18 protein-coding genes are annotated in these 17,124 nt (G+C 57.5%); 9 read left to right on the top strand and 9 right to left on the bottom strand.

Features of this window, described 5'->3' with window-relative positions:
• Positions 1-6 precede the first annotated feature (6 nt).
• The gene (locus AC4FIA_RS09855) at positions 7-867 is read left to right on the top strand and encodes an alpha/beta fold hydrolase (protein ID WP_490365703.1); all 861 of its coding nucleotides are present in this window, start codon (positions 7-9) and stop codon (positions 865-867) included.
• On the opposite strand, the gene AC4FIA_RS09850 is transcribed toward AC4FIA_RS09855, so the two are convergent.
• The 3 genes from AC4FIA_RS09850 to choW all read right to left on the bottom strand — a co-directional run bounded on the left by AC4FIA_RS09850 (position 864) and on the right by choW (position 3,706).
• Positions 864-1,739, bottom strand: coding sequence for a glycosyltransferase family protein (locus tag AC4FIA_RS09850; RefSeq protein WP_490365702.1), 876 nt, complete (start codon positions 1,737-1,739; stop codon positions 864-866). The two genes, AC4FIA_RS09855 and AC4FIA_RS09850, sit on opposite strands and share 4 nt — an antisense overlap.
• Positions 1,740-1,844: 105 nt before the next feature.
• Positions 1,845-2,870, bottom strand: a complete 1,026-nt coding sequence (gene choV, locus AC4FIA_RS09845) for a choline ABC transporter ATP-binding protein (protein WP_490365701.1) — start codon at positions 2,868-2,870, stop codon at positions 1,845-1,847.
• Positions 2,867-3,706 (bottom strand): choline ABC transporter permease subunit, encoded by an 840-nt coding sequence (gene choW, locus AC4FIA_RS09840; protein WP_490365700.1) that lies wholly within the window; start codon positions 3,704-3,706, stop codon positions 2,867-2,869. Before choW ends, choV begins: the two co-directional genes overlap by 4 nt.
• Before the next feature lie 124 nt (positions 3,707-3,830).
• Here choW and betI point away from each other — a divergent pair, with 124 nt between their 5' ends.
• The gene (betI, locus tag AC4FIA_RS09835) at positions 3,831-4,406 is read left to right on the top strand and encodes a choline-binding transcriptional repressor BetI (protein ID WP_490365699.1); all 576 of its coding nucleotides are present in this window, start codon (positions 3,831-3,833) and stop codon (positions 4,404-4,406) included.
• Here betI and AC4FIA_RS09830 read toward each other — a convergent pair.
• Positions 4,403-4,819 carry a lipocalin gene (locus AC4FIA_RS09830; RefSeq protein WP_490365698.1) on the bottom strand — a complete coding sequence of 139 codons (417 nt, stop codon included), beginning with the start codon at positions 4,817-4,819 and terminating at the stop codon, positions 4,403-4,405. The two genes, betI and AC4FIA_RS09830, sit on opposite strands and share 4 nt — an antisense overlap.
• A 113-nt stretch (positions 4,820-4,932) precedes the next feature.
• On the opposite strand from AC4FIA_RS09830, the gene AC4FIA_RS09825 reads away from it, so the two are divergent.
• Positions 4,933-5,139, top strand: coding sequence for a hypothetical protein (locus tag AC4FIA_RS09825; RefSeq protein WP_287473528.1), 207 nt, complete (start codon positions 4,933-4,935; stop codon positions 5,137-5,139).
• Here AC4FIA_RS09825 and AC4FIA_RS09820 read toward each other — a convergent pair.
• Together AC4FIA_RS09820 and AC4FIA_RS09815 are read right to left on the bottom strand one after the other, a co-directional pair.
• Complete coding sequence (locus AC4FIA_RS09820; protein WP_490365697.1) at positions 5,105-5,860, bottom strand: RlmE family RNA methyltransferase; 756 nt, start codon at positions 5,858-5,860, stop codon at positions 5,105-5,107. The two genes, AC4FIA_RS09825 and AC4FIA_RS09820, sit on opposite strands and share 35 nt — an antisense overlap.
• A gap of 60 nt (positions 5,861-5,920) precedes the next feature.
• Positions 5,921-7,033: a Ppx/GppA phosphatase family protein gene (locus AC4FIA_RS09815; RefSeq protein ID WP_490365696.1), complete on the bottom strand. Its 1,113-nt coding sequence runs from the start codon at positions 7,031-7,033 to the stop codon at positions 5,921-5,923.
• Between the two features lie 203 nt (positions 7,034-7,236).
• Here AC4FIA_RS09815 and AC4FIA_RS09810 point away from each other — a divergent pair, with 203 nt between their 5' ends.
• The 6 genes from AC4FIA_RS09810 to AC4FIA_RS09785 all read left to right on the top strand — a co-directional run bounded on the left by AC4FIA_RS09810 (position 7,237) and on the right by AC4FIA_RS09785 (position 12,046).
• Positions 7,237-8,139 carry a PH domain-containing protein gene (locus AC4FIA_RS09810; protein ID WP_490365695.1) on the top strand — a complete coding sequence of 301 codons (903 nt, stop codon included), beginning with the start codon at positions 7,237-7,239 and terminating at the stop codon, positions 8,137-8,139.
• Positions 8,140-8,319: 180 nt separating this feature from the next.
• Positions 8,320-8,616 carry a virulence factor gene (locus AC4FIA_RS09805; protein WP_103909527.1) on the top strand — a complete coding sequence of 99 codons (297 nt, stop codon included), beginning with the start codon at positions 8,320-8,322 and terminating at the stop codon, positions 8,614-8,616.
• 24 nt (positions 8,617-8,640) lie between these two features.
• Positions 8,641-9,567 (top strand): methylenetetrahydrofolate reductase, encoded by a 927-nt coding sequence (locus AC4FIA_RS09800; RefSeq protein WP_490365694.1) that lies wholly within the window; start codon positions 8,641-8,643, stop codon positions 9,565-9,567.
• 10 nt (positions 9,568-9,577) lie between these two features.
• Positions 9,578-10,246 carry an HAD family hydrolase gene (locus tag AC4FIA_RS09795; protein ID WP_490365693.1) on the top strand — a complete coding sequence of 223 codons (669 nt, stop codon included), beginning with the start codon at positions 9,578-9,580 and terminating at the stop codon, positions 10,244-10,246.
• Positions 10,243-11,295 carry a dihydropteroate synthase gene (locus AC4FIA_RS09790; protein WP_490365692.1) on the top strand — a complete coding sequence of 351 codons (1,053 nt, stop codon included), beginning with the start codon at positions 10,243-10,245 and terminating at the stop codon, positions 11,293-11,295. Before AC4FIA_RS09795 ends, AC4FIA_RS09790 begins: the two co-directional genes overlap by 4 nt.
• Positions 11,296-11,443: 148 nt before the next feature.
• Positions 11,444-12,046, top strand: coding sequence for a tetratricopeptide repeat protein (locus AC4FIA_RS09785; protein WP_490365691.1), 603 nt, complete (start codon positions 11,444-11,446; stop codon positions 12,044-12,046).
• A gap of 160 nt (positions 12,047-12,206) precedes the next feature.
• Here AC4FIA_RS09785 and AC4FIA_RS09780 read toward each other — a convergent pair whose 3' ends face one another.
• The 3 genes from AC4FIA_RS09780 to AC4FIA_RS09770 all read right to left on the bottom strand — a co-directional run bounded on the left by AC4FIA_RS09780 (position 12,207) and on the right by AC4FIA_RS09770 (position 17,063).
• A complete protein-coding gene (locus AC4FIA_RS09780; RefSeq protein ID WP_490365690.1) occupies positions 12,207-12,761 on the bottom strand; it encodes a Crp/Fnr family transcriptional regulator in 555 nt (184 codons plus the stop codon).
• A gap of 250 nt (positions 12,762-13,011) precedes the next feature.
• Positions 13,012-16,503, bottom strand: coding sequence for a transcription-repair coupling factor (gene mfd / locus AC4FIA_RS09775; RefSeq protein ID WP_490365783.1), 3,492 nt, complete (start codon positions 16,501-16,503; stop codon positions 13,012-13,014).
• 32 nt (positions 16,504-16,535) lie between these two features.
• A complete protein-coding gene (locus tag AC4FIA_RS09770) occupies positions 16,536-17,063 on the bottom strand; it encodes a component of SufBCD complex (protein ID WP_103910282.1) in 528 nt (175 codons plus the stop codon).
• Between the last annotated feature and the right edge of the window lie 61 nt (positions 17,064-17,124).

The following is a 17,124-nucleotide window of genomic DNA, read 5'->3' as shown; positions in this document are numbered from 1 at the left end:
AGGACTTTGCCTGAATTTCTGAACGCCGATCAAAACACTATCAGCTACGATATCGCCGGAGACGGCCCACCGCTGCTTTTGCTGCACGGTTTCCCGCAAACCCGCGCGATGTGGCGCCCGATCGTTCCGATTTTAAAGCAAACCTTCACTGTCGTCACAGCAGACCTGCGCGGATATGGCGACAGCTTTAAGCCAAAGACGATGCCGGATATGGGGTTTCGCCCTATGGGCAAGGATATGCTGGACCTGATGGATGCGCTCGGCTTTGACCGGTTTCATCTGGCTGGCCACGACCGTGGCGGGCGCACCGCGCATCGTATGGCACTGGATGCACCCGACAGGATCGCCAGCCTGACCGTTATGGATATCGTTCCGACAGAACATCTATTGGAAAACATCACACATCACACCGCGCGCGCTTACTACCACTGGTTCTTTTTGGCCCAGCCCGCCCCGTTCCCCGAAACCATGATCTGGCATGATCCCGATATGTATTTCGAACGCTGTCTGATCGGTTTTGGTAAGGCAGATATGTCGGATTTCGACGAAACACTTCTGGAAGAGTACCGCCGCGCCTGGCGCGATCCTGCCGCGATCACCGCCATGTGTAACGACTACCGCGCCGCGATTGATGTGGACCTGCCGTTGGATACAAAGGACCTGAGCCGAACCGTCGATTGCCCCGCGTTGGTTTTATACGGCGCAGACGGTGCCATGGCCAAAGCCATGGACGTCGGCGCCACATGGGCAGATCGGCTCAGCGATATGGAAAGCGCGGCGATTGCAGGCGGACATTTCTTTCCGGATCAATCGCCTGACGCGACGGCGCAAGCCATCGCTTCTTTCTGCGGATCGATTTCCGTTTAGAACAGTCCCGCGAACCGGTCCGGCAGACGAACCTGTGTCTGGTAATCCGGTCTGTCAAATTGCCAAAAACCGGTTTCGCCACGGGGTTGCCAGCTGTCATGCATCTGGGCACGCACCCAATCCAGATTGAAGCCCTCTTCCATTTTGTAGGATGCAAAACTGTCAAAGACCTCTCTGTCTTCGCCCCGCGCTTCGGCAAACCAATGACGCCCGATCGAGGTTTCAGTAACCCCCACACCGATTTCCTGAACAATCGCATTCCGGCTGTTCATCGCATGCACGTATTCGCCAAAATCAACATACTTCAGGTGCAACAAATACAGCTCTTTCGGTGAGTTCAGCTTTTCGAACTTCGAGAAATGACCACCGCGCGCGATTTGCGCCTCTTTGCCTAATACGCAAGGCTTGGAATGATGCGGCGCAAGCTTGGCGTGCATGCGCGGACCAAGCACGCGATCACCGATCTCGTCCTTCTCCACATCCAAACGCTGAAACATGTCCAACCCAAGGGGCGTGTACACACGCGGACGACGGCGCTTGGCCAGCCAGCCCAGCAGGTCCTCACCACTTTCGGGATCGACAACAACGAACTCGTCAACGTCGGTCACGATCACGTGGGAAAAGTAGCCCAACAGTCCAGCTGCCGTGCCGTTTAACAGACGCCAGCGTTTCTTTTCGAATTGGGGATGCGGATCACCGGGAATGCCGATCACATTGCAGCCAGCGGCCAGATCGGCCACTTCCTCGCCGCGTCCATGGTTTATGATGTAGCAGTTCTCACGGCCCAGCATTTCGCCGTAATAGCGCAGCCAGATTTTCAGGTAGAACGCGTCATCGCGCACCATAGTCAGCGCGGCGGCGGTGGTCTGCATCGTGTGGGCCCCTGTTATTTTGGGTCACAATACCACGCGCTAAAGGGCTGCGGAACAATCGATAAACCGATGCGCGCCCACCGTGGCAGGCGCGACGCAGTACACTTAGCCCCGCGGGTCAAGAAGCCGTTTCAACAGCCCTTTTTCCGTCACCTGCCCCACAAGGTTGCCCTGCACTGTGACGCCCACTGGGCCATCGGTATCCGTGACCAGTTGCATGACTTCACTGACACGGGCGGATTTCGGGATAGACACTGATGGTGCCTCTTCTGCGGGTTCCATCACATCGCCAGCCGTCAGAACACCCAAGGGATTCATGTGCGCCACGAATTCGGCGACGTAGTCATTTGCCGGCTTGGAGTAAATCTCTTGCGGACTGCCGCACTGAACGATGCGCCCGCCTTCCATGATCGCAATGCGATTGCCGATCTTGAACGCCTCATCCAGATCATGACTAACGAAAATGATCGTGCGTTTCAGTTTCGTTTGAAGGTCCAGCAGCTCATCCTGCAACTTGGTGCGGATCAGCGGATCAAGGGCCGAGAACGGCTCATCCATCAACAGGATCGGTGCCTCAGTCGCAAAGGCACGCGCCAGACCGACACGTTGCTGCATCCCACCGGAAAGATCACCAACCTTGCGGTCGCCCCAGCCATCCAGCCCGACAAGGCCAAGCTGTTCATCGACCTTGGCCGCGCGGTCGGCTTTGGACATGCCGCCCAGTTCCAGACCCAAACCAACATTCTCGCGAACGCTTCGCCACGGCAGCAGACCGAATTGCTGGAACACCATCGCCACACGGTTCAGACGAATACGGCGCAGTTCTTCTGCGTTGGCGTGGGTGACATCGACCATTGCGCCACCGTCATTCACGTGAACGGCCCCGCGCACCACAGGGTTCAACCCGTTGATCGCCCGCAAAAGCGTGGATTTGCCAGAGCCCGAGAGACCCATCAGAACAAGGATCTCGCCCTCTTTCACATCAATCGAACAGTTGTGAACGCCCAGCACCTGACCGGTTTTTTCCTGAATCTGGGCACGGTTTTCACCTGCATCCATCAATGGCAATGCCTGATCCGGATGATCGCCGAACGCGATGGAAACATTGTCAATTTTGACAGCAGTCGTCATTTGCGGCCTCCCATGTTCAGCATCCGGTCGAGCATGATCGCCACAACAACGATGACAAAGCCCGATTCAAAGCCCAGCGACGTGTCCACACGGTTCAAGGCGCGCACAACAGGCACGCCCAAACCATCCGCACCGACCAGCGCCGCAACCACAACCATGGACAGGGACAGCATAATGGTCTGGTTCAATCCCGCCATGATTTGCGGCAGGGCCGATGGCATCTCGACCTTCCAAAGCACCTGACGCGGCGTGGCACCGAATGCGCGCGCGGCTTCAAGCAAGGCTGTCGGTGTCGAAGACACCCCCAAATAGGTCAGCCGGATCGGCGCGGGCAAAACAAAGATCACCGTTGCGATCAGGCCCGGAACCATACCGATGCCAAAGAACACAATCGCAGGGATCAGATAAACGAATGTCGGCAGGGTCTGCATCAAATCCAGAATGGGCCGCATGTAAGTATAAAGTTTGGGCCGGTGCGCAGCGGCAATCCCGATAGGCACACCCACCGCCATACACACCACGCAAGACGACAAAACCAGCGTCAGGCTTTCCAGCGTTTCGTCCCAGTAGTCTTGGTTCAGAATGAACAAAAACCCGACGCCCACAAAGGCCGTCACTTTCCAACTACGCTGCAAAAGATATGTGAAGGCCATGAAGGCGAGGACCACAACAAAGGGGTGCGGCGTCTCAAGCAACCACAAAATGCCATCGATCAGCGTTTCCATCAGCCAGGACAGCGCTTCCAGAACAAATTTACCGTTATCTCGGACCCAATCGAAAATTGCTTCGGCAAAGTCCCCGACAGGTATCTTGTATTCCGTAAGCCAGTCGAGCATGGTCACACTCCCAAGTGGATTTTGCGGGTTTGATCGCCAACGGCCAATCCATTGACTGACGAGTCAATTAATCATGCCTTTGATCAAATTCGCAACCATTTTGTCGCAGAGGTAATTGGTACGGATGAAAGCAGAACAGAAAAGGCGACAGGAACTGATCGCTGCGACCATACGTGAAATTGGCGCCGAGGGGACACTGAATGTCACCGTAAGCCAGATCGCAAAGCGCGCGGGTGTTTCTCCGGGTCTGGCCTTTCATTACTTCGGCGACAAAGAGCAGCTTTTTCTGGCAACGATGCGGTCGATCCTGCGGACCTACGGCGCGTTGATCCGCGCCAATCTAGCTGGAAAAACAGAGCCTGTTGAACGACTTACAGCCATTCTTGAAACCAACTTCTCGCCCAGCCAGTTCGAAGACGGCGCAGTGGCGGCTTGGCTGAACTTCTATGTTCTGGCCCAGACCTCGCCCGAGGCGCAGCGGCTTTTGGCGCTGTACCATCGTCGCTTCCATTCCAATCTGGTTTATTCACTGCGACCCTTGGCGGGCGACGCAGCGCATGGCATTGCCGAACGCCTGGGTGGCTTGGTCGATGGCCTTTACCTGCGGTTCGCGCTTAATCGCAGTCATGTTGACCCCGGTCCGGCCGTTGCACAGGTTCTGAAAGCTCTCGAAGTCGAACTGTCCGCTTTGAACGACTAAAGCCGCGAAGTGTCGTAACCGTACCAGTCCAGAATAGTCCTGGCCGCGGTCATCCGTTCGCCAGGTTTGCCTGTCCGGTCCATCACAAAATACCAATGACCATCCGGATCGCCCATCGCGACGGTCCGCGCGTCTGCGTCCAGCCAATGCACCCAAAGCGCTGTGCCACCGGCATTGAACTGGCCCGGACCGACCTGTGCCAACGGCAACGCCGAACCATTCACGGCCATAACGCCTTGCCCGATGGATACCTTGGACGCTACCGGGATGCCCACGCCAGCAACCACACGCCAGCCTCCTGAAATTCTAGCTTCTGTCGCGTCCACCTGCGCAGCGACAGGCGCGGATTGATTGCGCAATGCCACAGGCGCCACCGTTTCGGCGGGTTTCTGGCAGCCAACCAACACAGTCATTCCGACAACCGCGCTAATTAATGCCGTATTTTTTCTTTTATTGATCACGAAAGCGCACCACCCCTGCCCGATTTGCCCGCTACGCCTAGGACAAACCAGATTGCAGGTGTCCAGTGAAGCATTTTCCGATTCTCCCAAGCGATGCATCGCGCAGCCAGCGGCTTGAACGCCTGTTTGCGCTGCATGGGCAAGTCTGGCGTCAAACGACGCTTGCCGATCAAGCCACGGATAAGCCCATGACGCTCGACGCGTTGATGGAGTTCCAGAACCGCGCGAACCGGTCCTTTACTCTTCCTCAGACTGTTCTTGCTGCTGAGTAGCACGGTTCCCACGGAAGCCCGTCGCCACCACAAATTTTTCCGATGAATCCGATCGCGACGCCGGCGGCTTCATATGCATGACTTTGGTAAAGTTCTGCTTCAAGATCTTCTGCAAATCACCCTCGGCTCCGCCAGCCAGCACCTTGGCAACGAATGTGCCACCTTCTTCCAGAACATCGAAGGCAAAGTAAGCTGCTGCTTCACACAGAGCCATAATGCGTAGGTGGTCTGTTTGCTTGTGACCGGATGAGGCCGCAGCCATATCCGACATGACCACGTCGGCCTTACCGTTCAACCATGCTTTTACCTGATCATCGGCATCATCTTGCATGAAATCCAACTGGTGGATTTCGCAGCCCGCGATGGGCTCAACCTCTTGCAGGTCGACACCCAGAATAGTGCCGATAGCTTTGCCCTTCTTTTCGCCCAGCGCATTGACGCGCTTGACCGCAACCTGACACCAGCCACCTGGGGCGCATCCAAGGTCAACAACACGCGCACCGGGCACCAGGAAGCGGAACTTGTCGTCCAGCTCCAGAATTTTGTAGGCAGCGCGGCCGCGATAACCATCCGCCTTGGCGCGTTTCACGTAAGGATCGTTCAGTTGCCGCTGCAACCAACGGGTCGAGCTAAGCTTGCGCCCGCGGGCGGTCTTTACCTTGACCTTCAAATCGCGTTCGCCGCGTCCCGAGGTGTTCTTGCTTGTTGGTTTCTTGGCCATGACTTTACTTTTTCATTGCGGATCGCACAGTTCGCCCAACCCTTTTGGCGCTATTTGCCCTTAAAACGGGCCATCCTCAAGCACTCCGTCTGCCGACATCTGTGCATAAAGCAGCCCCTCGCGCAAACCACGGTCAGCTACAGACAGGCGATCTGTCGGCCAGCAGCGCAAAAGCGCCTGCAAAATCGCGGCCCCTGACATGATCAACGCCTGACGGTCCTGACCGATACGCGGATCTTTGCGGCGACCGTTCGGCCCCATTTCCAGATAACGGTTGATGACGGTTTCGATTTGATCGGATGTCATCCGCAGACCGTCCACCTTGGTCCGGTCATAGCGTTTCAGCCCCAGATGCGACGCGGCTACGGTGGTCACTGTCCCAGAGGTGCCAACGATCTGGAACCCTTCCCGCGCCTGTTCGTCCTTGTAAGGCGCGAACTCGGCAAGGTTCTCTTCGAAGAACCAACTCATCAACGCATAGCGCCCGGCGTCATCTTCAACGTCCAGAAACTGATCCCGCAGGGTCGCAACCCCCAACGGCACGCTGATCCAATCGACAACCTTGGCCGCGGGAAACGGGCTTTCTAGCTGATGGAAGCCTGCATGCAGACGCATGATGGCGCGGGGCCGGTCACGATGCGGAACCGATGACAGGTCGATCCAGACCAGTTCGGTCGATCCCCCACCAATATCCACCACCAAAAGCTGTTCGGTTTTGGTCGACACCAGTGGCGCGCAGGAAATGACCGCCAGACGGGCTTCATCCTCGGGCGCGATGATCTCAAGCGACAGACCGGTTTCGCGTTTCACGGCGCGAATGAATTCGCGCGAGTTGGCGGCACGGCGACAGGCCTCGGTCGCGACAAGCCGCATGCGTTTGACCTTGTGGCGCTTGATCTTTTGCTGACAGACCCGCAGCGCAGAGATCGTCCGCCCCATGGACGCACGACTTAACCTGCCCGTTTTTTCAAGCCCATGACCTAACTGAACTGATTTAGAAAAGCTGTCGACAACGTGAAACTGACTGCCCTTAGGCTGGGCAATCAGCATACGACAACTGTTCGTACCCAGATCCAATGCGGCATACAATTCGCTCGGATCCGGCCTTTGCGGCGCGGGGCTCTCTACCGGTTTCGGGAAAGCGCCAGCACCGTTGGGACGCTTTGGCGCCATTTCTATGCGCCTTTCCGAATGACAACTTACATTCAGTATATGCAGCACCTGACAACTGAGCAATGGGCAACACGCTGCTTTCGTCGTAATGCTCTGCTCTGGCCCTGTGCAATTCGGCCACGCCGGTGTCCAGTTTATCAATTGCGGCTTGCCCGAACACGCCGCGCAAAACATCATGCGCCAAACAAATCAAAAGGTTGGTTATGCCTATCTACCTGCCACAAGACGGCGTCTATCTGCATCTCGGCGCACATCGCACCGGCACTGGCAGCTTTCAGGAATTTCTGGCCAGCAATGCTGACAACTTTGAGGATTTTGGCGTGAACCTTGCCGTGGCGAACCGCGATGGTGCGTCCGAGGGGTCGTTCAAACTGCGGCTGCCGGACGCGCGGCATTTCCGCAAAGACGATCTGGACGAACGGCGCGAATGGCTCAACCTTGCGTTCGAGGAATGCCGCATCAACCATCGGGCACGTACGCTCGTCTCTGAAGAAAATATTCCCGGCAGTTTTAATTCTATCTTTTCCGAACACCCCTATGGCGCGGCCTTTGACCGGATGCAGTTTTTCCAAAGTGGCCTGACGGGCAAGGTACGTCGTGCGCTGTTTGTCGTACGCAGTTACGACACCTTCCTACCCTCGGCCTATCGCAAACGCTGCGAGTTTCGAAAAATCGCGCCTTTCGTTGAATACGCGGCCGATCAGATAAAAGCTGACCGCGGTTGGCCTGAACTGATCGACGACATCCGCAATGCCTTTACCCCCGACGAACTGGTGGTCCTGACCTACGAAGACCGCTGGTCGCACATCGAAATGCTTCAACACTTGATGCCGGAAACCGAACAGATCACTTTCGCCCCGCTTGAACGCCGCTTCAACGTATCGGCGACCGACGCCGCCTGCCGCGCGATGCAGGCGCATTTTGCCAGCGGCAAGAAACTATCCCCCGCGGGTCTCGCCGAGATGATCCGCAAATACGCCGACGACACCTCGGGCCCGCCGATTGCGGCATTCTCGGAAAAAGATGCCGAAATTCTGCAAAGCAGATACGCGAACGACGTAGCCCGCATCGGCAAAATGTCCGGTGTAACCCTGATAAGGCGCTAAATACGCCTATTATGAGCAGCGCTCACGTTCTGTGTGAAAACTTTGGGTTGAACGCACTGTAGCCACCTTGGCGGCTACCGCATATGTACAGGACGTCGCGAAGATCGCACCGAGGGTCGAAATCCGACCGTGCGTGTCGTTTCTTCCGCGCTATGCAGAACTATCACGAGGGAGGCCAAGATGCCTGACGTCACCATTGTCTACTGGCGCGATATCCCCGCGCAGATCACCGTGGGCAAAGGCCGTCGCGGCACCAAGGCCCAGTTGCCCGAACGTTTTGAACAGGCCATCGACCGCGCTGCCATGAAATCCGGCGCAGCAGGCACCGATGAATACCTGTCCGAATGGCGCAAAGGCACCCCTTATCAGGTAGAGGGCGAAGCATCCGAGATCATTCAGGCTGAAACCGCACGGATCGACCAAGAGTACGACACCGAACGGCTGAAAGTCTTGATTGAAAACGGGGGCAAGGCCTGAAACGCATAGGCGTAGGAGGAATACATGGCCGTGATTAAATTTGGCAGAAAACAAGCCGCGACAAAAACCGCGACCCCGGCGGCGTCCGCACTTTTGGCCAATGCCTCGATCGAGGTAATGCCGCGCACGGCCGAGAAGGTCGAAAGCTTTACAAGCATTCTTCCTGCAAACACACGCGTCTACATCGCGCACATCGAAGGCACCCCGATCGAGGACATGGTCGCCACCGCCAAGCGTATCGCTGGCGAAGGCTTCCCTGTGATGCCGCACTTCCCTGCCCGCATTATTGCCGACAAGGCGACGCTGGGTGACTGGATTGCCCGCTATCAGGGCGAAGCTGGAGTTGATCAGGCGCTTGTTCTGGCTGGCGGCGTCAAAGACCCCCACGGCGATTACGCAAGCTCGATCCAGCTTTTGGAAAGTGGCCTGTTCGACAAGGCGGGCTTTAAACGCCTGCATGTTGCCGGTCACCCCGAAGGCAACCGCGACATCGACCCCGATGGCGGCGAGGCCGAAGTGACCAAAGCGCTGGAGTGGAAAAACGCCTTTGCCGAGCGCACAGACGCACAAATCGCCATGGCGACCCAGTTTGTGTTCGACCCCGAACCCGTAATCGCATGGGCCACACGCCTGAAGGACGCAGGCATCACGCTGCCCGTTCACGTGGGCGTCGCGGGCCCCGCGAAATTGCAGACGCTGATCAAATTCGCCATCGCCTGCGGTGTCGGCCCGTCTCTGTCCGTACTGCAAAAGCGTGCCAAGGATGTCACGAAACTGCTGCTGCCGTTCACACCGGACGATGTGGTTGATGGCATCGCTGATGGCGTGGCAGGGTCCGACGCAACCAACATCGAGAACATTCACCTGTTCCCGCTGGGTGGTATCAAAGCCAGCGCCGAATGGCTGTCCGAGCGTCGTGGCGACACCCTGACAAACAGCAAGACAGGATAAGTCTTTCACCATGCGCCCTGCCCTGCTTTTCGATCTGGACGGCACCCTGCTGCACACAGACCCGCTTCATGCGGCCGTGTTTCAGGAATTGTTCGCCGAACGTGGCAGGGCCATTGATGAAGCCTATTACCTGCGTCACATCCACGGCCGTCTGAACGCGGACATCTTTAGTGAAGCTTTTCCGAATGAAGATGCGGAGGCGCTGAGCCACGAAAAGGAAGCCCGTTTTCGAGACAAACTCGGCGCGTCGGCAGAACCGGTTGCCGGTCTGATCGAACTTTTGGATCTGTGCGATGCCAAAGGCTGGGGCCGCGCGCTGGTCACCAATGCACCGCGCGTGAACGCCGATGCGATGCTGAATGCCATCGGTCTTCGCGAACGTTTCGAAACGCTGATTATCGGCGAAGAATGCGAACGCGGAAAACCGGACCCTGCCCCCTATCTGGCCGCCATGCAGGCAACAGGGTCAGGCCCCGAACTGAGCTTTGCCTTTGAAGACAGCCCGTCCGGTATGACAGCCGCCCGCGCATCCGGTGCGTTCTGCGTTGGCCTTCGGTCCAGCCTGAATGATGCAGAGCTTCGCGCCGCTGGCGCCCATATGACAATCGACACCTTTGATGATCCGCTCCTTCTTACAGAGCTTGATCGCAGAATGACCCCAACAGGAGCACACTCATGACCCGTACTATTATCGAGTCAGCCACCAAGACCGCCATTATGGGCTTTGACCAGCCCTTCTGCGTGATCGGCGAACGGATCAACCCGACGGGCCGCAAAAAACTTGCTGCCGAACTGGAAGCTGGCGATTTTTCCACCGTTGAAAGCGACGCGCTGGCACAGGTTGCCGCTGGCGCCAACATTCTGGATGTGAACGCAGGTGTTGTTTACAACTCGAACCCCAACCCGAACGAGACCGAACCGCCGTTGATGCGGAAGATGATCGAACTGGTTCAGGGCCTTGTTGACGTGCCGCTTTGTATCGACAGTTCGGTTCCCGCTGCGCTTGAGGCCGGTCTGGAAGCCGCCAAAGGCCGCCCGCTGGTAAACTCGGTCACAGGCGAAGAAGAGCGTCTGGAATTTGTTTTGCCGCTGGTCGCGAAATACAACGTTCCCGTTGTGGCGATTTCGAACGACGACACAGGCATTTCCGAAGACCCCGACGTCCGCTTTGCCGTGGCCAAACGTATCGTTGAACGCGCAGCCGACTACGGCATTCCGGCGCACGACATCGTGGTTGACCCGCTGGTCATGCCCATCGGCGCGATGGCCACAGCAGGCAATCAGGTCTTTGCGCTGGTCCGTCGCCTGCGCGAAGAACTGGGTGTGAACACCACGTGCGGTGCCTCCAACATTTCCTTCGGCCTGCCCAACCGTCACGGCATCAACAACGCGTTCCTGCCCATGGCGATGGCCACAGGCATGACATCGGCGATTATGAACCCGATCGCCCTGCCCGTATCCGCCAAAAAGATCGCCGAAAAGCGCGCGGAAGTCGAAGCGGCTGGCGTGATGCTGCCGCCGGACATGGACGACGAGGCGTTCTGCAAAATGTTCAACCTCGGCTCGACCAAGTACCGCCCAGGCAAGGAAATGGAAGCCATCCGCGCGGCCAACCTGCTGACAGACAACGACGCGCATGGTGGTGACTGGATTGCCTTCAACAAGGATCCGGACGCGGCACCTGCAGGTGGTGGTCGCGCAGGTGGTCGTCGCCGTCGTCGCGGCTAAGACGTAGCCAAGCGCTTGTTTTTTGACAATTGGCCGGGCGCCTCCACTGCGCCCGGCCTTTTTTGTGTTTTGGCAAAGCCCGTTGCACCATGCTACGCGAAGAGCCAAGACCAAAGCACCACAACTAAACGACAAAGGCCGTAACCCGATGAAAGCGCTGCTGAACTCCGCCCTTCTTGCCGCAATAACGACGGCACCTGCATTCGCGGACAAGCTGGACCCGGAGTGGGCTACACCACGCGCTTACTATATCAAAAAGTCCACCGCCGCCTGCGCTGGAGACGAAGACGCCTTTGCCAAGCTTTTTGATGCTGCGACGCAGGGATATAATCCTGTCGCAATGACCAGCCTTGCCTGGATGATCAGCCCCAAACAGGACTGCGCCTTTGTCCGCCACAACGCCGAAGAATGGATCGGCTTTGTGCGGCGCGGCGCCGAGGCCGGCTATCCCGTGGCCATGAAGAACTACGGGAACCTCATGTTGCAGGGCGAATACGTGCCCGAGAACAAAGTCTTTGGCCTGACCATGCTAAGGTTCGCCGCCAAAGAAGGGCACGCCACCGCCGCGGCCGACCTGGCCTTGATTTTCTATGAAGGGTTGTATGGCATTCCCGAGAATATGGAATTGGCTGTCGCCTACGCGGAGAAAGCCAATGATCTGGGGATCACCGGCCCACTAGCCGAGCGTATGGACGAGATTACCTACACGGGCGCATGGTGCGGTGCCTTTGGTTGCGAAGACGCAGACTGATGGGCAGGCCTCTGACCGAGCTGTAGCGAGCGCGTGTCGACAGCCACGGGAGATCTAAAAAGGACACGCAAGGCTGGGGGCGATGCCCCCAGACCCCCTGAGTATTTTCGGACAGATGAAACAGAGGCGCTGCAAAAGGTTTGAGTGCGGTGGCTAATTACTAGCGCTGGAACAGTTGGGGGGAGTGGCTGACGCTTTCGACGATACGTCGCGTGATGATCCGCATAACCTGTAGGCCGAAGCTTGGGTCTTGGAAATTCAACTGCATGAAGGTCTTTTCATCAACCATATAAATTCTGGTGTCTTCGGTACAGCGCGCTGTCGCCATGCGTTCTTTGGCATCTGAGAAGAAGGCGATTTCGCCAAATATTTCACCGGCGCCGAGTGTGACGTCGATTTCTTCGAGATACACTTGGCCTTTTTCGATCAGGTAGAGGTGGTCAGGTGCATCGCCCCGCCGAAAAATGGTCATCCCAGCTTCGAGATCGCGCGATTTTCCATAGGCTTTGAGGACCGAAAAATCATCGACCTGTTCAGCACGAGCGGCTTCGACCTTGCGGCGCAAGGAAAGGATCTGCCACGCCCGATAAAGGTTGAACGGAAGCAGGACCAATTCCAGCGCCAGTGATGGCCAGATGCCGATAATGCCGTAGTAGCTGATGAAAAATACGCTCGATAGAACCGCGGCGATACGGAGCGGCAGCATCGTTTTCATGGAATACGCAGCAAGGGTCGCAGCCGAACCGGCCCAGCCCAAGAGTTCGACAGATAACATACGCGGGCGCCCTACCAACCTGTTAAACACTGTTCGGATCAGTGCAAGATCCGACAGGGGTCTTTACCACGCATGAACGAAACACTCTGTGCGAAAAAGCATCAAACGTAACATGAGTTTGCCAGGAGCCGCCCCATGCATGGGTTCGCAGAGTATTTCAGGACAGATGAAACAAGTGATCCAAGTTGGGTCAGTTGCCCGCTTGTTTCTGCTTGGCTTTGGCACGTTTCTTTTCGTCGCGGACTTTTTCGGCAAGATCGCGGGCGATGGCAAAGGCGCCCTGGATTTTGTCCTTATCGGACTTCCAGTCGCGGCGGATGACGATCTTGTTGTCTTTGACTTTCGCCAGACCGTTTTGATCCTTGATGAAGTCGACAAGCCCTTGGGGCGAGGCGAATTTATCGTTGTGGAACTGGATCGTCGCGCCTTTTGGCCCACCGTCGAGTTTGGCGATACCTGCGCGTTTACACATTGCTTTGATCCGGACCACCAGCATCAGCGTGTTGACTTCACGCGGGAGTTTGCCGAAGCGGTCGATGAGTTCGGCGGCAAAACCTTCGAGTTCAACCTTTGTGGAAAGCGACGACAGACGGCGATAAAGGCCAAGGCGCACGTCGAGGTCAGGCACGTAATCCTCGGGGATCAGAACTGGGACACCAAGGTTGATTTGCGGAGCCCATTGGTCATCGGTTTCCGACAGACCTTCGAGTTCACCTGACTTGATCTTGGCGATCGCCTCTTCCAGCATGGATTGATAGAGTTCATAGCCCACATCGCGCATTTGGCCGGACTGTTCTTCGCCCAGAAGGTTCCCTGCGCCACGGATGTCGAGGTCCTGGCTGGCCAGCGTAAAGCCCGCGCCAAGTGTGTCGAGAGAGCCAAGCACGCGAAGGCGTTTTTCGGCGCCGGGGGTCAGTTTTGCGCGCGGCTTGGTGGTTAGGTAGGCATAGGCGCGCGTTTTGGAGCGCCCGACCCGGCCCCTGATCTGATAGAGTTGCGCAAGGCCGAACATGTCGGCGCGATGCACGACCATGGTGTTGGCAGTCGGGATATCCAGACCACTTTCAACGATCGTAGTCGCCAGAAGAATATCGTATTTGCCGTCGTAGAAGGCATTCATACGGTCATCCAGCTCGCCCGCCGCCATTTGGCCATGCGCCACGACATACGTCAGTTCAGGCAGCTGTTCCTTCAGGAATTCTTCGATCTCGGGCAGATCAGAGATGCGCGGGACGACATAGAAGCTTTGCCCACCGCGGTAGTGTTCGCGCAGCAAGGCTTCGCGGATTGTGACCGCGTCGAATTCGCTGACATAGGTGCGGATGGCGAGGCGGTCGACAGGCGGCGTGCCGATGATCGACAGATCGCGGACGCCCGTCAGCGACAATTGCAATGTGCGCGGAATGGGGGTCGCTGTCAGGGTCAGAACGTGCACATCAGAACGCAGGGATTTCAGGCGCTCTTTGTGCGCGACGCCAAAGTGCTGCTCTTCGTCGATGATCAGCAGGCCGAGGTTCTTGAACTTGATGTTCTTTGCCAAAAGGGCGTGGGTGCCGATGACGATGTCGACAGTGCCTTTTGCCAGACCGTCGCGTGTTTCGCTGGCCTCTTTGCTGCTGATAAAGCGGGACAGACCGCGCACCTCAAGAGGGAAGCCGCGGAAGCGTTCTGCGAAGCCTTTGAAGTGCTGACGGGCAAGTAGCGTGGTTGGCGCGATGACGGCCACTTGCACGCCTGACATGGCCGCAACAAACGCGGCGCGCAGCGCGACCTCGGTTTTACCAAAGCCCACATCGCCACAGACAAGGCGGTCCATGGGCTGGCCGGATTGCATATCGGCCATCACGTCTTCAATGGCACGCAGCTGGTCGTCTGTTTCCTGATAGGGAAAACGGGCCGAGAACGCATCCCATGCGCCTGGTGGCGGTTCGAGAATTGCGCCCTTGCGGAGAGCGCGCTCCGCCGCGATGCGGATCAGCTTGTCCGCCATTTCGCGGATGCGCTCTTTCAGGCGGGCTTTTTTGGCCTGCCATGCGCCACCACCCAACCGGTCCAGCAGACCTTCGTCATGGCCATATTTGGACAGCAGTTCGATGTTTTCGACCGGCAGATAGAGGCGCGCGTCTTCGGCGTATTCCAGCAGAAGGCATTCGCGCGCCGCACCCGCAGCGGTGATGACCTCCATCCCCTGATAGCGGCCGATGCCATGATCGACATGAACTACCAGATCACCGGGGGACAGGGACTGAACTTCGGTCAGGAAGTTTTCAGCCTTACGGCGTTTCTTGGGCTGGCGGATAAGCCGGTCGCCCAGCACATCCTGTTCGGAAATGACCGTGATTGACTGGTCGTCATTCCACGGGCCTTCAAAGCCGTGTTCCAACGCCCAGACAGCCAGATGCAGGCCCCGTTTGCCGATGCGCGTGCCATCGGAAATCGGAATGGCTTCGGCCAGCCCTTCATCTTCGATCAGACCGGTCAGTCGTTCGCGCGCGCCCTCGGAATAGGATGCGATGACGACCGGGCCACGCTCAAGCCTTGCTTTAACATGTGATGCCAATGCGCCGAAAAGACTTATACTTTCCTGCTGGCGCTCAAAGGCAAAGTTACGACCCACGCGACCACCAGCATCCACTGCACCGGGACCGGACGCTTGTGGCAGCGGACTTAGCTGAACGGTCCGGCGATCACTTACGGCCTCGTCCCAAGCCGCTTCATTCAGATAGAGTTGATCCGGCGGACAGGGTTTATAGACCGTATCCATTCGGTTCTTCGCGCCCATCGCTTCTTTGCGGGTCTCGTACTGATCCATGATCGAGTCCCAGCGCGCAATGCGGGCCGGTGTCGTCTGTTCATCCAGCACAACTGTGGCGTCAGGCAGGTAATCGAACAGGGTTTCCAGATGTTCGTGGAAAAACGGCAACCAGTGTTCAAGCCCTTGGTATTTGCGGCCCGCGCTGACGGCCTCGTACAACGGATCTGCCGCACCGCCAGAGCCGAATTCGATCCGGTAGTTCTGGCGAAAGCGCGTGATGGCCTTTTCATCAAGGATCACTTCGGACACCGGCGCAAGTTCGATCAGATCAAGCTTGTCCGTGGTGCGCTGACTTACGGGATCGAACCGGCGTGCGCCGTCCAGAATGTCGCCAAACAGGTCCAGACGGACAGGACCGCCCTCACCCGGTGGGAAGATATCGATGATGCCGCCACGGATGGCATAGTCGCCCGGCTCCATGACCGTTGGCGCCTGTACAAAGCCCATACGCACCAGAAAATTCCGCAAGGCGCCTTCGTCTACGCGGTCCCCGACGCGGGCGGTGAAGGCCGCTTCCCGCAAAACTGACCGCGCTGGCAAGCGCTGCGTCGCCGCGTTCAGCGTTGTCAGCAGAACAAATTGGGATGGCATCCCGTGCACCAATCCTGCCAGCGTCGCCATACGCGCCGCAGAGATATCCGGGTTCGGAGATACACGATCAAACGGAAGGCAGTCCCACCCCGGGAAGGTCACAACCGGCATGTCGGGCGCGAAAAAGGCCAAAGCTTCTTGCATGTGCGACAGGCGCTTGGCGTCGCGTGCCACGTGGATGACGGGGCCACCTGCGCGTTCGACCTCTTTCAACACCAGACGAGCATCAAAGCCCTCTGGTGCGCCGCCCATAAGAATTGGTGTGTTCTGTGCCATACTGGCTGACATGGACCGCGCCTCAGGCGGCGTCAACCGCCGAAAACGCCTGCACTCAGGTTCTGGAACATACCCCAGAGCGCTGTCACAAAGATCGACACCATGCCGATGGCCTGCACAATCAGGCGGTGACGCGTCATCGCCTTGCGCAGCGGTTCGTCTGATAGCTGGTTTCCGGTGATCTTACGGGCTGTCCTGATGCTGAGCCCCCAAACCAAGGTCATAGGTGCCGCCATCAGGAAAATCGCCTGCGCCAGTTCGATGTCAAAAACAAAGGCCAGCACGGCCAAAGTGCTCAGCAGGAAGGACCCGATCGCCGCCATGATCAGTCCGGCTTCTTCGGTGATGAACAGAATGCGGTTACAGTTGATCCGGACAAGGCTTTCAAAATCCTGCTCCGCTTGACCACCCTGTCGCGCTGCGCGTGCCACCATGTCGAACGGAACGCCAATCACCCAATGGCTTGCTGTAGACCACAAAACCGCAAGCCCGATCCAGAACCAGAGGTTGGAGAAAGATCTGAAATCGATCAGTTCGTAAACTGTTTGATGCCAATCCACGCGGCACTCCATTCTAAACGTGAGCCATGTCTAGCGCCCCTTTTCAGGATTGCCCAGACAG

It is taken from the genome of Thalassococcus sp. (assembly GCF_982780845.1).
This window is presented reverse-complemented; position numbering and strand designations above follow the sequence as displayed.